This window comes from Aquimarina algiphila, from assembly GCF_947494415.1.
GTDB classification, from domain to species: Bacteria; Bacteroidota; Bacteroidia; order Flavobacteriales; family Flavobacteriaceae; genus Aquimarina; species Aquimarina algiphila.
This window is the reverse complement of sequence record NZ_CANLVC010000006.1, coordinates 73,419-93,993: the sequence shown is the minus strand read 5'-3', so window position 1 is coordinate 93,993 and position 20,575 is coordinate 73,419. Positions and strand designations below refer to the sequence as shown.

General features: G+C 33.8%; 14 protein-coding genes. 13 read left to right on the top strand and 1 reads right to left on the bottom strand.

What is annotated here, in order from left to right:
* Nucleotides 1-10: 10 nt before the first annotated feature.
* Nucleotides 11-2,338, bottom strand: coding sequence for an outer membrane beta-barrel family protein (locus PQF96_RS09650; RefSeq protein WP_271765898.1), 2,328 nt, complete (start codon nt 2,336-2,338; stop codon nt 11-13).
* Nucleotides 2,339-2,531: 193 nt separating this feature from the next.
* Between PQF96_RS09650 and PQF96_RS09645 the strand changes: the two genes are divergently transcribed.
* From PQF96_RS09645 to PQF96_RS09585, 13 genes are all read left to right on the top strand, one after another.
* A complete protein-coding gene (locus PQF96_RS09645) occupies nt 2,532-4,832 on the top strand; it encodes a TonB-dependent receptor (protein ID WP_109438173.1) in 2,301 nt (766 codons plus the stop codon).
* A gap of 41 nt (nt 4,833-4,873) precedes the next feature.
* Nucleotides 4,874-5,995, top strand: a complete 1,122-nt coding sequence (locus PQF96_RS09640) for a PQQ-dependent sugar dehydrogenase (RefSeq protein WP_271765897.1) — start codon at nt 4,874-4,876, stop codon at nt 5,993-5,995.
* Nucleotides 5,996-6,055: 60 nt separating this feature from the next.
* A complete protein-coding gene (locus PQF96_RS09635; protein ID WP_109438171.1) occupies nt 6,056-6,469 on the top strand; it encodes a c-type cytochrome in 414 nt (137 codons plus the stop codon).
* A 360-nt stretch (nt 6,470-6,829) separates the two neighbouring features.
* Nucleotides 6,830-7,465: a GntR family transcriptional regulator gene (locus PQF96_RS09630; RefSeq protein WP_271765896.1), complete on the top strand. Its 636-nt coding sequence runs from the start codon at nt 6,830-6,832 to the stop codon at nt 7,463-7,465.
* Entirely contained in the window at nt 7,458-8,726 is a 1,269-nt protein-coding gene (locus PQF96_RS09625; RefSeq protein WP_109438169.1) for an MFS transporter, read from the top strand. Before PQF96_RS09630 ends, PQF96_RS09625 begins: the two co-directional genes overlap by 8 nt.
* Before the next feature lie 11 nt (nt 8,727-8,737).
* Nucleotides 8,738-9,301, top strand: a complete 564-nt coding sequence (locus PQF96_RS09620; RefSeq protein ID WP_109438168.1) for a D-lyxose/D-mannose family sugar isomerase — start codon at nt 8,738-8,740, stop codon at nt 9,299-9,301.
* A 28-nt stretch (nt 9,302-9,329) separates the two neighbouring features.
* Nucleotides 9,330-10,289: a sugar phosphate isomerase/epimerase family protein gene (locus PQF96_RS09615; RefSeq protein WP_109438167.1), complete on the top strand. Its 960-nt coding sequence runs from the start codon at nt 9,330-9,332 to the stop codon at nt 10,287-10,289.
* Between the two features lie 2 nt (nt 10,290-10,291).
* Nucleotides 10,292-10,717, top strand: coding sequence for a GlcG/HbpS family heme-binding protein (locus PQF96_RS09610; RefSeq protein ID WP_109438166.1), 426 nt, complete (start codon nt 10,292-10,294; stop codon nt 10,715-10,717).
* A 45-nt stretch (nt 10,718-10,762) separates the two neighbouring features.
* Nucleotides 10,763-11,869 (top strand): glycoside hydrolase family 5 protein, encoded by a 1,107-nt coding sequence (locus PQF96_RS09605; protein WP_271765895.1) that lies wholly within the window; start codon nt 10,763-10,765, stop codon nt 11,867-11,869.
* 17 nt (nt 11,870-11,886) lie between these two features.
* On the top strand, nt 11,887-14,691 hold the full coding sequence (locus tag PQF96_RS09600; protein WP_271765894.1) for a Kelch repeat-containing protein: 2,805 nt from the start codon (nt 11,887-11,889) through the stop codon (nt 14,689-14,691).
* A 65-nt stretch (nt 14,692-14,756) separates the two neighbouring features.
* Nucleotides 14,757-15,269 carry an RNA polymerase sigma factor gene (locus PQF96_RS09595; protein WP_109438164.1) on the top strand — a complete coding sequence of 171 codons (513 nt, stop codon included), beginning with the start codon at nt 14,757-14,759 and terminating at the stop codon, nt 15,267-15,269.
* A 361-nt stretch (nt 15,270-15,630) separates the two neighbouring features.
* Nucleotides 15,631-18,981 carry a SusC/RagA family TonB-linked outer membrane protein gene (locus PQF96_RS09590; protein ID WP_271765893.1) on the top strand — a complete coding sequence of 1,117 codons (3,351 nt, stop codon included), beginning with the start codon at nt 15,631-15,633 and terminating at the stop codon, nt 18,979-18,981.
* Between the two features lie 10 nt (nt 18,982-18,991).
* Nucleotides 18,992-20,566, top strand: coding sequence for a RagB/SusD family nutrient uptake outer membrane protein (locus PQF96_RS09585; RefSeq protein WP_271765892.1), 1,575 nt, complete (start codon nt 18,992-18,994; stop codon nt 20,564-20,566).
* Nucleotides 20,567-20,575: the final 9 nt, after the last annotated feature.

Genomic DNA, 20,575 nt, shown 5'->3' with positions numbered 1-20,575 from the left:
TGTTCAATTTTTAATTGTTAGAATCATTATGTCTATATTCTCTTTTTTTTCTATTTCTCTCTTTATTTTCATTTTTGAAAAGCATGTAATTGAGGCTAAAAAGAAATCCAAGAGTTTGTGATTGAAACTTCCACACGGTACGTTGATTAAACTCTGTGGTACGCGTATTTCGTTTCATTAAATTATTATCTAACACATCAATGACTCTAAGGTTAGCTGTCAATTTATTTTTTAGAAATTTTGCTCTTAATGCCCAATCTACTCTATGTCTTGGTTCAATAAAATTAAAAGCATTTTGTCGTCTTGGCATATGTCGATATGTAATATCTGTACTAATCTTTTTAGAAATCTTAAATGTATTTTTTAGTTGTAGATTTGATGAGTATAGCTCATCCCACGTAACCAGGTTATTATCATCTATCGCCGTATAATAATAGTTGCCCGTAAGGGCTGTATCCCAAAACTTAGCAAATTTGTATTTCACTGTAGTTTCAACTCCAAAAGAATGATTTACCCCGATATTTTGGAATGAGATTACCTGTACATTATTGTCTTCGATATCATTTACCCACAGGATTACATCTTTCCTATACCGATAAAATGTCGCTAAAGACCAATTTATTTTTTCGCCATTATTTTGATAATTCAATTCAATATTATCACTTGATTCTGGCTTTAATTCTGGATTACCATCAAACCTGAAGAAAGGATTACCTAACTGAAAAGGATTGATATGATGTAGATTAGGACGGGAGACTCGCTTACTATATCCTAAACCGATTGTATTATCTTCATTAAACTTATAGGAAACATGTATTGATGGAAAAAAGTTAGAAAAATCCAAATCTGTTGTAGATAAATTCAACGTGTTTTGCGATGTCGAAGAAAAATCTTCATACCTCAACCCTACTTGCCAGTCTAAATTTTGAGCACTAAATTTTGCAAGTCCGTAAATACCTAACAATTCTTCTTCATAATCAAATGTATCTAGTGCTCCGGTAGTGTTATTTGCTCTAAAAAACTGCTGGTTTTTTGTATCACTTCTATTCCAGGAAGCTCCTGTTTCTATTTGAATTTTTTCTGAAACCGGTAAAACGTAGTCTAATGATATTGCATGAATGGTATTATCTTCCTCTATAATTTGATCAAACAAAAAAACAGCATCTTCAAAATCAGAAGCAGGATATTCATTTTTATTGTCATTAAGATTATAATCTATCTCTAAAAAATGTCCTTCTTTACGAAACGCTTTGCGATAATTAGCATTAAAAACGGAAGTAAGATGTGAATGTGCTGAGTTTCGGGTATACACAAAATCATTACGATCTGTCACATTAAAATATTGTGAATTGTTATAAAAACTGTGATAATCATCAGTATAATCAAAACCTATCGAGAACTCATTATATTTATCTATAAAAAAATCCAATCCTACTGTTCCTTTTCTAACAAGGCCATTAAAATCATGAGGAGTAAAAATGCTTTGGGTATTACCATTCAGAAAAGTTCTATCGATAGTTTGCTTACTATCCATTTCTCGTCCAGATTGTGAAGCATTAAACCTTAGATTTACAAACGATAAATTATAGTTTCCATCAATTCCATAACCATAACGTTTTGTTCCTACAGAACTGTTGAGATTAAGATTTAATCCAGTATTCAAATTTCTCTTTAGAATGACATTGATAACACCAGACAACCCATCTGCTTGATATTTTGCTGAAGGAGAAGTAATGATTTCTACACTTTTAATAGTAGATGACGGAATTTGTTCTAACAATTCTACAGCATCCATAGAAGATGGTTTCCCATTGATTAATAATCTTACATTATCACTTCCTCTTAAAGATATACTACCTGTCCCCAGGTCAGTTTGGATATCAACTATTTGGTCAAAAGCTTCGAGTGCCGTAGTTCCTGATTGCTGAATATCTGCTCCTATATCAATAATTTTTCTATCAATTTTGAGTTGTGTAGTGGTTCGGCCAGCTTCTACCACAACCTCTTCGAGATTACTCACTGTCGGTTTTAATTCAATTGAGATATTGGTAAGGTCATTAATTTCAGAAAGTCGTTTCACAAAGTTTTCATAACCAATAAAACTAATTTCAAAATATGTAAATCGTTTATTAGTTTTTAACTGAAAATGTCCTCTATCATTTGTCGAGGCACCATCTAACAATTCATTTTTATCATTATAAACTGCGATTGTTGCAAAAGGAATTATTTCTTTAGTGACTACGTCTATTACCGTACCTCTAAAAGTTCTTACCTCTTGACTGGTCGTGATTAGAGATCCAATGAAGAAAAAAAACATAACAACTACTGTTCGTATCATTTTTTTGAATTTGATACATCAAAAGTGATACTCTTACAGCTTTTAAGAAATTTTAATCTGTGAACGTCCTTTCTTTCTCTGTTAACGATATAACTCTTAAATTTTAAAAAGGTATTTAGTAAAATTCATTAACACAATCATGTTTTTTAAAAGCATTTATCTTTAGTTTACGATATTTGAACAAAAACAAATCTTGAAAAGAATATTTTTATTGCTAATACTTGTTTGTAGTTTTCCTGCTTACTCGCAACTCAATGTTACCGGAACCGTAATTGATAGTTCAAATAACCTGCCCATAGAAAATGCTAAGGTTCTTGATGTCGGAAGTAATGTCAGTATTTTAACTGATGTGAACGGAAAATTTTCTATAAAGGCTTTAGGTAAAATCGAATTTTCTAAAGAAGGATATGCCGGAGTTTACATCCTGATCAACAAAGACAATTATAGTAAAGATGAACATATAGAGATAACATTATCCCCCATTACAGAATTAACACAGGTATTAATTGAAGACTATTTTCGTCCGCAACCACATAAATATGCAACAGATGCTGTTTCTACTATCACTGCAAATGATATTAACCGAGGAAATCCGATAGAATTACACCCTGTTCTAAATCGTGTGGCAGGTGTTTTTATGCAAAACGGAACATTAAACACCAATCGAATCACAATTAGAGGAATTGGTGCCAGAAATTTATTTGGAACCGCAAATATCAGAGCTTATTTTGGTGATATTCCATTAACTGATGGAAATGGAGAATCTTCAATAGAAGATTTAGAACTCGGGACTGTATCTCAAATTGAAATTCATAAAGGGCCTTCATCTAGTAGTTTTGGTGTCGGATTGGGTGGCGCCATATTATTTAAGCCTGAATATGCTGAAGAAAATACTACCCAAAGTCAACTTACTACGTCATTTGGAAGTTATGGTTTAAGACGAATTCTCGCTAGAGCCTCTACATCTCTGAAGAATTCAAATATTATTGTACTCTATAGTAATAACCATACCGATGGTTATCGAGAGAATAATGAGTATGATCGAAATACAATAACACTCGCCTCTGATTTTGATTTAGGAGAAAAAGATAGCTTTTCTATATTAGGAAGTTATGTCGACCTCAAAGCGGGCATACCTAGTTCCTTAAATCAGGAAGACTTTGATAACAATCCCAGACAAGCTGCATTTACATGGGGAAGAGCTCAAGGTTTTGAAGACATAAATTACGGAATTTTAGGACTAACCTGGAAACATCGTTTCAATGAAAAAGTATCCAACAACACCAGTTTATTTACTTCTTTTAGAAATAATGATGAACCCAGACCATTTAACATCCTTAAAGAAAATACAAATAGCTTTGGTATTAGGAGTAGGATTTTAGGCACACATCTTGTCGCTAAAAAGAAACTGAATTGGACCATAGGCGGAGAATTGTTTTTTGAAAATTATACCGGTAAGACTTTTCAAAATCTTTATGAAGATTTCCCTATCGGAACGGGTAGTGTACAGGGAAATCAACTTTCTGATCTTGATGAAAAACGATACTATTATAACCTGTTTGGCGAAGTGAATTATGAAATTAACAAAAAACTTAGATTTAATGCTGGGGCACACCTTAATCAAACTTCCTTTGACATTGAAGATCAGTTTTTATCAGATGGAGAAGACAATTCTGGAGAATTTGATTTCGACCCTATACTCTCTCCAAAAATTGGTATAAACTATACTTTAAATTACAACGTTACTTTTTACGGTTCTATTGCTCATGGTTTCTCTACTCCTACAACATCAGAAACATTATTACCTAATGGTATTTTTAATCCAAATATAAAGCCCGAAATAGGTTGGAATTATGAAATTGGAACACGTTACAAACTACTTGACGACAGAGTATACGGTTCTTTATCTTTGTACACGCTTCGAGCCAGAGATTTGTTAGTCTCAAGGAGAACTGTAGATGACAATTTCTTTGCAATTAATGCCGGCAAAACCACTCATAATGGAGCTGAGTTTGAATTAAATTTCACCGTTGCCAGATTAAATCTTGGTAAAAGAACTTTAAATTTCTTTTTCAACGCATCTATATATGACCATACATTTGATAATTTTATTGATCTTGACAGTAATTTTTCTGGTAACGATCTTACTGGTGTTCCTTCAGAAGTTACCAATTCTGGCATCGAATTTATTACAGAAAAAGGGTTTTATGGTAATCTTAATTATCAAACCGTAGGCAAAATCCCAGTTAATGACGCCAATACTACTTTTAGTAAAAACTATGAATTATTACATGGTAAAATAGGATTTAAGAATAGTATTAGTAACCACTTCAATTACGATTTATTTTTGGGTGTAAATAACATTTTAGACACTGACTATGCTTCTCAATTACAGATTAACGCAAGAGGTTTTGGAGGTAACGCTCCAAGATATTTTTATCCAGGTTTACCATTTAATATCTATGGAGGGATTAACATAAATTATAGATTATAAACAATATTTCTTTGTATTTTTCCAGAGTAAACACATAATTTATGAAGAATTTTGTTCTCCTATTGACTTTTACTTTCCTCACAACTTTTTCATGTGCTCAGGAAAAGAAAAATGATATTACTTTAGAAGAAGATCCTAAGAATTACACAACAGAAATAGTAGTTCCTGATTTATTAATTCCCTGGGGAATGGTTTGGTTACCTGATGGGAGTATGTTAATTACAGAAAAAAGTGGAGAGCTAATCCTCTTTAAAGATGGTGTTAAAACTTCAATTGCAAATGTACCAGAAGTATATAATCGTAATCAAGGAGGCTTATTAGACATCGAGCTACATCCTAAATACAAAGAAAATGGATGGCTATACATAACATACTCTTCTAAAGAAGGTCCAGAAAAAGGAGGAAATACAGCACTAATAAGAGCTAAACTTAAAAATAATGAGTTAGTTAACATAGAAAAATTATATAAGGGAACTCCAAATACTACCCGTGGACACCATTTTGGATCTAGAATAGAATTTGATAATGATGGATACTTATACTTTTGCATTGGAGATAGAGGAAATAGAGATGTAAACCCTCAGGATATTACCAAAGATGGTGGAAAAATATATCGTCTTAATGATGATGGAAGCATCCCAAAAGATAACCCTTTTGTAAATAAGGATAGTGCAAAAAAGGCGATTTTCTCTTATGGACATCGTAATCCTCAAGGAATGGCAATCCACCCTGATGGCACAATTTGGGTTCATGAGCATGGACCAAGGGGTGGAGATGAAATTAATCCTATAAAAAAAGGAGTAAATTATGGTTGGCCAGTAATCACTTATGGTATCAATTATAGTGGTACATCGATAACAGATATCACCAAAAAAGAAGGAATGGAACAACCTTTATATTATTGGGTACCTTCTATTGCTCCCAGTGGTATGGATTTTATTACCAGTGACAAATACCCCGATTGGAAAAACGACCTCGTAGTAGGTTCTTTAAAATTTCAATATTTGGAATTGGTAGAGTTAAGCAACAATAAAGTTACAGGACGAAAAAAACTATTAGATGGCATGGGACGTGTTCGCAATGTAAGACAAGGACCTGATGGATTTATCTATGTTGCTATCGAAAATAAAGGTATTGTAAAAATAGTTCCTTCCCTAAAATAGAAATATAAAATGAAGAAGCGTTTAAAACAACTTTTAATCTTTGAAATCATAATATTGGTTATGAGCGTATCGATTCTTGCTCAAAAAGGAAACACTGATTACACATACATTTCAAATACAGAATTAGAAATTCAAGATGCAATACTTTCAGAAAGTATTGCCCGTGGAAAAGAGATATATGCTGATTTTTGTATGCAATGTCATCTTCCAGATGGAAAAGGAACTCCAAAAGTATTCCCTCCCCTTGCAGGATCTGATTGGTTAGTTAATAAACGTAAAGAAAGTATTCACTCTATAAAGTATGGACTAAATGGCCCTATAGAAGTTAACGGAATATCATACAATAGTGCAATGACTTCACTAGGGCTTGAGGATGAAGAAATTGCGGATGTTATGAATTATATCATGAACACATGGGGAAATACACAGAAAAAAATGGTTACAACTCAGGAAGTTTCTAAAGTAAAAAAATAATACTCTTCCCAAAATATATACTACATAATACTAACTTCCTTGATTACTATTTAGCCTATCAATAGTTTGATAGCATTACTACTATGATGATAAAAGATATTTTAAAATATTATCCATGTGTAAAAACAACAAATTAATTGCTACAATAGTTTAACACAAACACTATATACCCCCTCTTTAAACACCTATATTTATTAGGTTCTTATTCAACTTCATATTTCTTTCTTATAGACTTTCCTGCTATTCAGTTAGAAGTTATTTTAAAACTCAATTTTCATTCAATTTTAAAAAACATTTGTATAAATCATTAGTTTAGACTACTTTAGTATACTGTATACCGTATACGAAATAAAATATAAGATGGAAAAACTCTCTAATAATGAACTAAGTGCACAGGCCTACAAAGAGGTCAGATCAATGATTATAAATAAAAAACTAGTCCCTGGGCAGAAGATTGTTCAAGACAAACTAGCAGAAAATCTGGGTATTAGCAGAACGCCTTTACGATCGGCACTACAAATGTTAGAAGGAGAAGGTTTAATAGAATCTGTTCCTCGCAAAGGTGTAATTGTAAAAGAATTTACAGATAGAGAAATTGTAGAAATATTCGATTGCAGGATAGCTTTAGAAGTAACTGCCATTCGATTATTTACAGACCGCGCTTCAGATGCCGAAATAAGTGAACTTAGAAATCTATTCCTTCCTTTTTTAAATGGAAAAATTGACAACGATGCTTATCAAAAAGCAGATGCCAAATTTCATGATGCCATTATGCTTGGCAGCGGAAATAACTTTCTACACAAATTATTTCATAAAGGAAATTTATTGGTTTGTATTGACTTAATAGGTTTATTAAGACAACCTGATGAAACACTTCAGGAGCATATGGAAATGATTGACGCAATCCAGAAAAGAGACTCCGACTTAGCCGAAGAACTTTCCAAATCACATCTAGATAGAACAAAGCAACTAATTCTAAAAAAGTTAAATGAGTAAAAAAAGCACTTTTTTCCCTGTTAGGTATCGTATGGTACTAGGCACATTTGTTCTCTCTATGATTGTCCTTTTTGATCGAATTTTAATTTCGGTAGCCAAGGACCCAGTAGCAAATGACCTTGCATTATCTGATAAACAAATGGGTTGGGTATTATCTATTTTTGCTCTTGGTTATGCCTTATTTCAAACTCCTTCAGGATTTTTGGCAGATAAACACGGAGCAAGAAAAATTCTTACCGCAGTAGTTAGTATTTGGTCCATTTTCACAGCACTTACTGGAGCGGTTTATAATTTTTTCACTCTTATCATCGTCCGATTTCTTTTTGGAGTTGGAGAAGCAGGAGCCTTTCCAACCATGGCGAGAGCAATTTTTAGTTGGATTCCAATAAAAGAAAGAGGTTTAGTACACGGTATAAATTTTTCTGGCGGTAGAATCGGAGCTGCAATTGCATTGCCTATTGTAGCATGGTTAATTGATATTACAAGTTGGAGAATGAGTTTTGTTATTCTTGGATTAATTGGAGTATTATGGGCCTTAATATGGTATTGGTGGTATCGTGATTTACCAGAAAATCATGCTTCGGTTTCAGAAAATGAATTGAAAATCATCAAAGAAAATGTGCAAGAAACAAATAATAATAAGCCATCTATCTCATTTAAAAAATTATTTGGTTCTCGTGCAGTATGGCTAATGATGGGACAGTATTTCTGTAGTAATTTCACCTTCTTTTTTTGTTTAACCTGGTTGTTCCCTCACCTTAAGGCAAAATACAATTTAGATATTATTGAAGCTGGTTTCTATTCCTCTGCTCCATTTATATTTGGTGCCATCGGAAATTGGGTTTCAGGTTGGATGGTAGATTTCATTTACAAAAAAGGAAACTGGGGACTATCAAGAAAGGTACCTGCCATGATAGGATTTGCTCTTGCAGCCATCGGAATAGTAGCAAGTATCTATATGGACGAAGTCCTGGGAGCCGTAATCTTTATATCTCTGGCTGTATTTGGAGCAGATATGACGTTAAGTCCATCATGGTCAGCTTGCCTTGATATTGGAAAAGAGCATTCGGGAACTGTTAGCGGAACCATGAATATGGCAGGAAACTTAGGTTCTTTTTTTACTGCATTAGCTTTCCCCTATATGATAGCATTTACAGGTTCTAATACTCCTTTTTTCTTTTTAGCCGCACTACTTAATGTATTAGCTATACCTATGTGGCTGATCGTAAAACCACAAAAACCATTGTCTCTAACTCAATAAAGAAGTAAAGAATGATAAAATTTGAAGAATTTAAAGAAGTTTGTCAACAATCCATCGAGATGATTGAAGCTGCTGGACTATTACTAACACCAGAGGATAAAAAGAAAATAACAGCTGCAGATTTTGGTTTAAATCATATAAAAAAAGAAGGCGTTCAAATACTAACCATGTTTCAGACTGATAGAATAGCCGGTAAAATATTGGTTTTATTACCCAATCAAACAGAACCAGAGCACTGGCACCCTACCGTAGGAAATGACCCCGGAAAAGAAGAAGTTATAAGAGCTATTAGTGGAGAACTTTATTTCTATATCCCTGGAGAAAATAACATGACACAAGGTTTTATTGTAGATGGAAAAGAAGATTGCTACACCATGCGCAATGAAGTTGTACTTAACCCTGGAGATCAATTAGTATTACCAGCAGGGACAAAACATTGGTTCCAAGCTGGTAAAAAGGGAGCTGTAATGTATTCTTTTTCAACAACTGTAACAGATTTAATGGATCAGTTTACAGATCAAAATATTGTAAGAGATACCATTATCGAGCAAGAACCTAGTAACAGCACATATTAATACAACAACAATATCAAACAAAATATAAATGAAACAAAGTATTATAACCGCATTTTTAAGTAAAACACAGGATAGGTTTTCTGAATATCAAGAACCTACTGCTCTAAGAGAACGTCTTGAAATCGTAAAAAAAATTAATGGAGTTACTGGTGTTGAGATTGTGTTTCCTTATGAAACAGAAGAAGCTAATACAACCAAAGCTTTAATGCAAGAGATGGGATTAGAATTTGCTGCTGTAAATGCCAATATCAAAAAAGAAACAAAATGGGTCCCTGGTGCATTATCCAGACCAAAAGAAAATCTGCGACAAGAAGCTGTTCAAATGATCAAAGATGCAAAAGATTATGCAATTACCGTTGGTGCACCCTTGGTTACTTGTTGCCCTCTATCAGATGGGTTTGACAACTTATTTCAGGTAGATTATCAAAAAGCCTGGAAATATATGATTGATGCTGTCGCCGAAGCTGCAGATTATAAACCAGAAATGCCCTTGTTTATTGAATATAAAATTAATGAAACCAGAGTAAACTGTCATTTGGATAGTTGCGCAAAAACAATTGTGTTTTTAAAAGAAGTTCAGAATGCTGCAACCGGAATTACAATTGATTTTGGTCATTCTCTTTTAGCCAAAGAAAATCCAGCACAGGTACTCGCTCTGTGCGAACAGTCAAACGTAGATTATTACTTACACACCAATGATAATGATTGGCAGTTTGACTGGGATTTAATTGGTGGTTCTAGAAATTTTTTACATACGGTAGAGTTTTTCTTTTATGCAAAAGAATTTGGTTACAACAAGTATTTTACAGCCGATGCATCTCCCCGTATTTTTGATATGGTTGGTTTTTTTACTGAACATGCAGAAATGAATAAAGCCATTTGGAATATTGTAGAACATCTAGATCGTGATAAATACAGAAGACTTATGCATGAAGAAAAACATATGGATTTGATGAAATTAGTACGAAAAGAAATTTATAGACTTTAAAAATGCCAAAAGAAACTTTTAAAATAACGTATGGTGACGCAAAATCACTTATGAATGCTGCTACAAAGTCAGCATTTCAACATAATGTCCCAGGAGCAATTGCAATTGTTGATAGCAGTGGAAATCTAATATTATTAGAGAGTCTTGAAAATACAATGAGTAGTGCTGCAAAAATAGCAATTGGTAAGGCTGCCACCGCTGCTGCTTTTAAAAGGCCCACAATCGATCTCGAAAATGTAGTATTAGAAGGAAGAACACCTATGTTGGTTCTGGATAGTGCTACATCAGAAGCATATGTTCCTTTAAAAGGAGGATATCCCATTTGGCATAATGATGAACTTCTAGGTGCCATTGCTGTAGCTGGTACAATGGATGCAGAAATGGATGAAGTAGTCGTTCTAGAAGCTCTTGATAACAAAGGTTGGTAATATATATAAAATACAATGAGGACAAGCTTTAAAATAATGCAATATATGATGGTCATTTTTATAATATTGGCTTCTACCCTTTCTTTTGGTCAAAATTCAAAACAAACAGATTTTGAAAAATTTGAAGTAAAAAAAGGAACTAACATTGCACATTGGCTATCTCAAACCAAGAAAAAAACGGAAGAACGAACAAAGTTTTTCACAAAATCAGATGTAAAAAAAATTGCAGATCTGGGTTTTGATCACATCAGATTGCCCATTGATGAAGAACAAATGTGGGATGAAAATGGAAATCGATATGAAGATGCATTTCAATTAATGGAAGATTGTGTGAATTGGTGTTCTGAATATGGCTTAAAAGTTATAGTCGATTTACATATTTTAAGATCACATCATTTCAATGCGAAAGTAAAACCATTATGGACTAGTACATTAGAACAAGAAAAATTCTTTGACCTATGGCGTGATCTTTCAAAAACGTTAAAAAAATACCCTAATCATTTATTGGCCTATGAATTAATGAATGAAGCCGTTGCAGACGATCACAATGACTGGAACAAATTGCTTGTTAGTGCTTTTTCTGCCATTAGAACATTAGAACCAGAACGTACAATTGTTATAGGTTCTAATCGATGGCAATCGGTAGAAACTTTTGATGCTCTTGAAGTGCCTCTAAATGATAAAAATATTCTTTTGAGCTTTCATTTTTATAAGCCTTTTTTATTAAGTCATTACAAAACACATTGGACTCCTTTAAAAGAATACAAAGGCCCTGTGCATTACCCGGGAATAATACTTACTGAAAAGGAATTTAAGAAACTTCCTCAAGCTGTAAAACCATTAGTGAAAAAATGGGTAAATGTAGAATTTAACAAAGCCATATTATTAAAAATGTGGCAAAAACCCATTCAAAAAGCAAAAGAATTAGGCTTACCTCTATACTGTGGGGAGTTTGGAATTATTTCTGACGCACCACAAAAAGATAGTCTTATTTGGTATGAAGATATGATCGAGCTTTTTGAAGAAACAGGAATTGGATATGCAAACTGGAATTATAAAAGTGATGAATTTGGTTTGGTTGGTAATGATGGTAATAAAAAACAAAAACTAATAACTATCATTTCAGGAAAAAAAACCAAAACTAAACTTTAAAAATGAAGTAAAAACTTATGAAACGTCTTTTTAGTCTTACATATAATTTTCTATTGCTATTAAGCCTGCTGCTATTCGTAAACTGTAAGGAAACACGAATAGAAAATAGTCAATGGGAAACTATTTCTGTACAAGGTAAACCAACTGCTCGTCATGAAGCAGGGATGGTGGCGTTTAAAGATAAAATTTTATTGATTGGTGGTAGAAGAATTAATCCTATTGATGTTTTTGATACAAAAACAAATACTTGGGAAGCTAAATCAAAGACCCCTATCGAGTTACATCATTTTCAACCGGTAGTTGTAGAGGATGCTGTATATCTTATAGGTGCAATGACCGGGAAATGGCCAAACGAAAAACCTCTTGATCGTGTTATCATATATTACCCTGAACGAGATGAATTTGTATACGGCCATACAATTCCTAAACATCGACGTCGTGGAGGCGCAGGTGTAGTGTATCATAACAATAAAATTTATTTGGTTGGCGGGATTACAAATGGCCATGTAGATGGCTACAAACCCTGGTTAGATGAATATGATCCTAAAACAGGAGCCTGGAAAGTTTTGGACGATGCGCCTGATGCACGAGATCATTTTCAGGCTGTAGTGGCCAATAATAAACTATATGCTTTTGCTGGCCGCAGGACTTCAAAAAAAACAAATCAAGATATGGCATTGACCAATACTTATGGAAATATATATGATTTTGAAACTGCCAAATGGGAAACAGTAACTAATATACTAGAAATACCTACTCAAAGAGCCGGTAATTCTGCATTTTCATGGAATAATGATATTATAATTGGTGGAGGTGAAAGTATGGCGCATGAAGCTGCTCATAATGAAGTTGAAGCTTACAATAGTAAAACAAAAACATGGAGCAAATGGCCTTCATTACTACAAGGGCGTCATGGCACAGGGTTCGCTATTATTGGCGACTATGTATACATAGCATCAGGAAGCGGTAATCGTGGTGGTGGACCAGAGCTTACTTCAATAGAACGACTTAAACTACCATCTAAGGATAATAGTGAAACCGTTACACAATCAAATGCTATACCTATTCATAAGCAATGGCATACCGTAACCTTATCGTTTGCCGGATCAGAAACATCAGAAACAGCTTCTGATAATCCATTTTTAAATTATCGTTTAAATGTAGAATTCAAACATGAAAAAACGCAATATACCATAAGAGGTTTTTTTGCTGCGGATGGTAATGCTTCTGAAACGGGAGCTAAAGAAGGAAATATCTGGAAGGCAAGATTCACCCCAGATCAAATAGGAAAATGGAGTTATTCTGCAACACTTCATCATAAAGATAGTATTGCTCTAGATGATGATTTAAAAAAAGGAGAACAAGTTGACATCACAAATGCTAAAGGTCAATTTATAGTAACAGAATCTGATAAAGATGGAGTTGATTTTAGAGCTAATGGTCGTCTTGAAGCTTCAAAAGGATATTATCGATTTCAAGATTCAAAAAAATACTGGTTAAAAGGAGGAGCAAATAGTCCTGAAAACTTATTGGGATATGTAGATTTTGATGACACCTATCGCATACAGAGTTCAAACAAAGATGGCGAAGCAAGTACTACAGAAGAAATACATAAATATGAACCTCATCTAAAAGATTGGAAGCCTGGTGATCCCAGTTGGAAAAACGGCAAAGGAAAATCATTAATAGGAGCTATAAATTTTTTAGCTTCAAAAGGAATGAATTCGATCTACTTTCTAACCATGAATATTTTAGGAGATGGTAAAGATGTATGGCCATATATACACCCTGAAGATTTTACCCGTTTTGATGTTAGCAAATTAGATCAATGGGAAATTGCCTTTCAGCACATGCAAGCCAAAGGGATTTTATTACATCTGGTACTACAAGAAACTGAAAATGAAACAATGCTCGATAAGGGAAATACAGGACCTATGAGGCAATTATATTTCAGAGAATTAATTGCTCGCTTCGGACATCATTTAGCACTAAACTGGAACTTAGGAGAAGAAAACGGTCCAGCTTCCTGGTCTCCAATAGGACAAAATGATAGTCAGCGAAAGGCAATGGCTAAATTTCTTAAAAATGCCGACCCATATAGACATCCTGTTCTTTTACATACACATTCACATGATCCACTAAGAAGTAAAATTTTAGATTCTATTTTGGGATATCAGTACTTAGATGGCTTGTCATTACAACAAGACAAAAGAGAATTTGCATCACATGTAGTTGAAACCTGGAAAACAAAAGCCAAAGAAAAAGGACATGATTGGTTAATTACCATGGACGAAATAGGTTTATGGCATACTGCAGCTTTACCGGATAATGAAGACCCCGATCATGATTCCTTACGACAATATGTTCTTTGGGGAACTTTATTGTCGGGAGCTGCAGGTTTGGAATGGTATTTTGGCGCAAAGCACCCACACAATGATCTAAATTCTGAAGATTGGAGAGAACGAACTCGACTTTGGGAATTAACTAATCATGCTATTACATTTTTTCAAGACAATTTACCATACTGGAAAATGCAACCAGAACATACACTAATCAACTCATCAAAAGCATATTGCTTACGTAAAACAGGAGAAATATATGCTGTTTACCTACCAAAATCGAAAGTACACACCATCAATTTAACTAATGTAAAAGGTGATTTTACAATACATTGGTTTGATCCCCAAAACGGAGGACAGTTGCAAAAAGGATCTGTAGAAAGTATACATGGTGAAGGAATACGAAAACTAGGTCTCCCCTTAACTCAAAAAGATGAAACTGTTCAAAGAGATTGGGTTTGTTTAATAAAAAAAGATAATTAGGATAAGCTATTAAGGAAAGAACTTAAGTGTAATGATAAAATTTATATTGGATAAATAGTAATGTAATGTTGGGAAATAATTTAAAGATTAATAATCAACCAGAAATTGAAGCCATGTTTTTAAAACACTATCAAGAATGGTGTTTACTATCATATAGTTATATCGAAAACATGTCTGAAGTCGAAGATATGGTTCAGGATGTTTTTGTTAAAATATTGAGAAGAAAACCTAAAAACGAAATTTTAGATTTAAAAAATTACATCAGTACAGCTGTAAAAAACAATAGTTTAAAAAGGATTAAAAGAAATAGAAAATTAGAAAAATTAGAAAATTCTAATGTAATTTCTTCTCCTTCTTATGAAGAATATTTGATTGAAACAGAAACAAAAATCAAAGTACAAAAGGCTATGGAAGTATTACCAGAACAAAGTAAAAAAGTTTTTCAGCTTTGCGTTTTGGATGGAGAAAAATATCAAAATGCAGCTGACTCACTTGGTATTTCAATAAATACAGTGAAATTCCATTTAAAAAAATCATTTAAAATATTACGCTTAGCATTACGAAATACATATGCTTAAATATTCATAATTCATTTAATGACATTTTTTTAATAAAAAAAATACGATTTTTCCATTTTAACACTACCCGATTTGACAATTTTTGGGTCTTATAATAAAGAGGATTTTTAGATTTTTTGTGTGCAAATGAATATAACCTAAATTATAATTAAAAAATTAAAAAGAAACCTATTAAAAAAATCTTAAACACTTTTATAAAAGATACTTATCGTAAATCTAATATTTATAAATAACAATGCCTATGCAATAAAATTGACATCCAGATTTCTGATTATTACAAAAAATATCGAGAAATGCTCCAACATTTCCCGATATATAATAGTCAACTAAAAATTAGCAACTATATAAACATTTCAAATATATGAAAAACCTTAAAGGCTCTGAGCAATATCAGCTCAATCTGCTTAAATTTAACTTAAAAATAAGACTCACCTTATTTTCTTTATTAGTTTCATTTTTTTCAATTCGGGCAAATACCCATTCAGGGAATATCAAAATAAATCCGGATTTAAAAAATGTATCAAACACGAAAACGATTGAGGACTCTAAAAAACGATCTGTAGAAATAGGTTACGTTTCTATTCAACAATCTATATCAGGTATAGTTACAGATACCAACGGACAACCTATACCCGGTGTGTCTGTCGTTGAAAAAGGTACTTCGAATGGTGCTGCAACAGATTTTGACGGTAATTATTCACTTACCGTATCTAGTGCAAATGCAATTTTAACCTTTAGTTCTATTGGCTTTACTTCCAAAGAGGTTCCTGTAGGTACAAATACTACAATTAACATTCAATTAGAAGAAAATGCAGAAGCTTTAAAAGAAGTTGTTGTTGTTGCATATGGTACTTCTACTAAAAAAGATCTTACTGGTGCTGTATCTGTAATTAGTTCAGAAGAACTTAATAATTTTGCTACTACAACCGTAGATCAAGCATTACAGGGTAAAACTAGTGGTGTACAAATCACCGCTAATTCTGGAGCACCAGGTTCATCTGTAACAGTAAACATTCGTGGTGTAGGTTCTTTTGGTAGTACTACACCTCTTTATATTGTAGATGGTTTTCCAACACAAGATATTTCTTTTATCAACCCTAACACCATAGAATCTTTATCTGTTTTAAAAGATGCATCTGCTACTGCTCTTTATGGTGTTAGAGCAAGTAATGGTGTTGTAATCATTGAAACTAAGAAAGGAAAAAAAGGAAGAGTAAATGTTGAGTTAAATTCCTTTTTGGGAGTACGTACCAAACCAAAAAGTGTTGATGTCCTTGATGTAAATAGATTTTCCTCACTTGCACTCGAACTTAGCGGAAGCAGTGATTCTGAAATTGCCGGTTCTGCAATTCCTTATGATGGATGGAACAATTCTGGTAGTCTGAGAAACATAGATTGGCAAGACGAGGTATTTAGCGAAGCAATCAGTAAAAGTACTACATTAAGTATACGAGGAGGTGGCGAAAAATCCAGAGTAGCATTAAACTTAGGGTTTTATGATGAAGAAGGAACTCTTATTGGCTCTGAATACAAACGTTATGATGCAGGATTAAATGCTCAATTTGATGTGACCGATAAGGTTCGTTTCAAAGGAAGTGTAAAATATATATCTTCTCAAAACTTTCAACCGTTGGGATCAGGACGTGGAAGTCTATTAAATCTCTATGGAAATATACCACATTTAGCACCAGTAGGGGAACTTAATCTTAATGGAGATCCTAACTTAAGTAATGTACCCGTTGATGGAAATGGGAACTTTGGAGCTTATCCAGATGTGGGATCAGAAACGTTTCGTGATGGTAGAAATTTTGTAGCCAGAGCTTTAGAAGATGATCGCGATAATGTAACAAATGATATACTGGCTAACATAAGTGCAGAATGGGATATAATAGACGGACTTTCTACTAGAGTTAACATTGGTGCTCGAGCTACAAATTTTGCAGGTTGGGTTTTTAACCCACAATATTACCGTAGTAATGGAAATATTGATTTAAGAAATAACGCTGTCTTTACTGTTACGCAGAATACATTTAATGAAATATTAGCAGAACATATATTTCAATATAAAAAGACTTTTGCTACTAAACATAACTTAGATGTTCTTGCAGGATATTCTGCACAACGAGGGTATACAAAATTTACTCAAATTGAAGGTACAGGATTCTTAAATAACAGAATTCGGGATATTGCACAAGCTCAAGATATTACCAATAGACAAGGTAGCTTTGCCAGAGAAACTTTAGCAAGTACATTTGCCAGGTTAAATTATAATTTTGACAGCAAATATTACGCAACTGCTACTATACGAAGAGATGGTGTAGGAAATAGATTTCTTGTCGAAAATGCCTGGGATGTATTTCCATCATTTGCTGCAGGATGGAATATAGATGAAGAAGACTTCATGGAAGGTAGTATTTTTAATGTCCTGAAATTTCGCGGAAGTTGGGGAGAAACTGGTAACTTCTTTGGAATAGCTCCATTTGTATCTGGCACCACCTTTAGTAACGGAACACCTAGAAATGATTCTAGTTATAGTTTTGGAGGAAACACTACTCAATCATTAGGACTAGCTCCTGTAAGTGCTTCAAACTCTAATTTACGCTGGGAAACCCAAGTACAGAGTAATATTGGATTCGATGGAGAACTTTTGAATAATAAAATATACTTTACAGTAGATTATTTTAACAGAAAATCTAAAGATATCCTATTTGACATAACAACGCCTGGTCAATCTGGATTCCCTACAAGACCTGTAAACGGAGCTACAGCTGTTAATGAAGGATTCGAATTTTTAGTCGGGTATCGCAAAGATGAAGGTGATTTTACATTTGATATTAACGCCAATATTACTACGATCAAAAATGAAATTACCAAAATTGATTCTCCTGTAGGACAAATCAGATTTAATAACGAATTCTTAGATAGTTTTAATGAAAGTGCTTTTTGGTTTGACATAACACGATCAGAACTTGGTGGAGAGGTAGGATCTTTCTATGGCTTTGTAGCAGATGGTATTTACCAAAGTCAAGCAGAGATCGATGCATTAAATACAGCTTCACCTAATGGAAATTATCAAGCTGCAGAGACCTCACCTGGTGATCGTAGGTTTAGAGATCTTAACGGTGATGGTCAAATTACTGGAGAGGACAGAGAAGTTATAGGTAGTCCTATACCTGATTTTTATGGAAGTTTAAACCTTAACTTTGCTTACAAAAACTTTGATCTGGGACTTAATTTCTACGGTACTTATGGCAATGAAATATTGAATCTTGTAAAACGAGAATTAGAAAGTGCCTCAGGTTATGGTAATTCGGCATCTTTCTCAAATGTAAGTACCGAATATTTCAATAATAGATGGACAGTTGGTAACCCTTCAAATACTTTTTCCAGAGCCTTAATCGATGATGGAAGTGTCCAAAATAACAGGGCTTCCAGTTACTTTGTAGAAGACGGTTCGTATTTTAGGTTAAGAAACATTAATTTAGGGTATACTTTACCTAGCGAAATAACCGATAAAATTGGTCTAAATTCCTTTAGACTATATCTAAGTGCTCAAAATCTATTCACTATTACAGATTATAGTGGTTCTGATCCTGAAGTAGGACAAAACTCAGATATCCAAGGTCAGAGCAGTGTTACTACCAGAGGTATAGATGCTGGTGCTTATCCAGTATCAAGATTTTTTACACTTGGATTTAATTTAAAATTTTAAATAAATTGTTATGAATATAAAACTCAAAAACACTAAGCTTTTCGTTTTCTTTGGAGTTGCAATACTAACCTTTGTATTGAGCTGTTCTGATGAGTTCTTATTAGATGAAAATGAAAAAGATTTATCAGAGAACATTGTTTTTAGCGATGATAATACAGCATTAGCAGCTGTAACAGGTGTATATGATGGATTACAAAATGATTCACAGGGTGATCCCGGTCTACCCAATGAGTTTAATGTTAAAGGTATTTTTAGAATGGCTAATAACATTACACTAGATTGGCAAGATAGTGCTGTAAGAGGGGAATCAGAATATGACAGATTAGATCTTAGTCCCGATGGTGATGTTGCTGTTAAAATATGGCCCAACCTTTATAGAGCTATTGGTAGAGCCAATAACGCACTTGATAATTTACAACCAGCTATTGATGCTGGAAATGTAAATGCAGACCTAGGAAACAGGCTAATTGGTGAAGTATTGGTAATCAGGTCTATATCGTATCAATATCTTGCCGCAACCTATGGAAATGTACCTCTAATGTTGAGTCAAAATGATGACCCTTTTAAGGGTAGAGACCCTGAAGAGATGATCTGGCAACGAATAGTTACTGATATGGAAGAGGCAGTAGATAGACTTCCGTGGTCATATGATGAAGAAAAAGGCAGGGTATCCAAAGGAACCGCCTATGCCGTTTTAGGAAATGCTCATATGTGGTTAGGACAATATGATAGGGCAATTACAGCTTTTGAAGCTATAGAAACTGGAGGAGTTACTTCTTTAGAAGAAAATTATCTTGATATTCATGCCGTAGCAAACCCAAATGGTAAAGAATCAATATTTGAAATACAATGGGCTGCTAATGGTGATTTAAGCTGGAACAGAAATGATGAAGTAAATATTTTACAATTATTTGCTATGCCAACTGATATCACTGGTGGTGGTGGTTTTGCAGGTATCCCAAGAAAAGAATTATATGATTCTTTTGAACCTGGAGACTTAAGGAGGCAAGCCACAGTGATTGGACCAGGTGAAGAACATCCTGACCCATTAATTGATATTAATATGTATGAGGGAGTAGATATCAATACTTGTGGTACAATTGCTGACCCTTGGACAGGTGCACCAGCAGGGGAAGCAGAATCTGATCAAAGAACAGGATATTGGGGAATTAAAAGCTGGAGAGATCCTAATATTGATGGTTGGGGTAGAACTCAACTTTTTGGAGGTCAAGGTCATATTTGGATACGTTACGGTGAAGTACTACTAAGTTTAGCTGAAGCCTATCATAAATCAGGTAATGACGGTAAAGCCATGGAAAACGTAATGAGAATTAGAAATCGTGCCTGGGGAAGCATTGCCCCTACTCCAACAGGAAGTATGATGGATATTATTCTTGAAGAGTACAGACACGAGCTGGGAGGGGAATTTTCTTTATGGCCAGTGATTAGAAGGTCAGGTGAAGCTACCCGGTATATTCAAGAACGATATGGTCAAACCATACCTGCAGGTCACGAATTAGTTCCTGTACCTAATTCTGAATTAAGTATAAATCCGAACTTACTTCCACAGAATGAAGGATACTAAAAAAATATA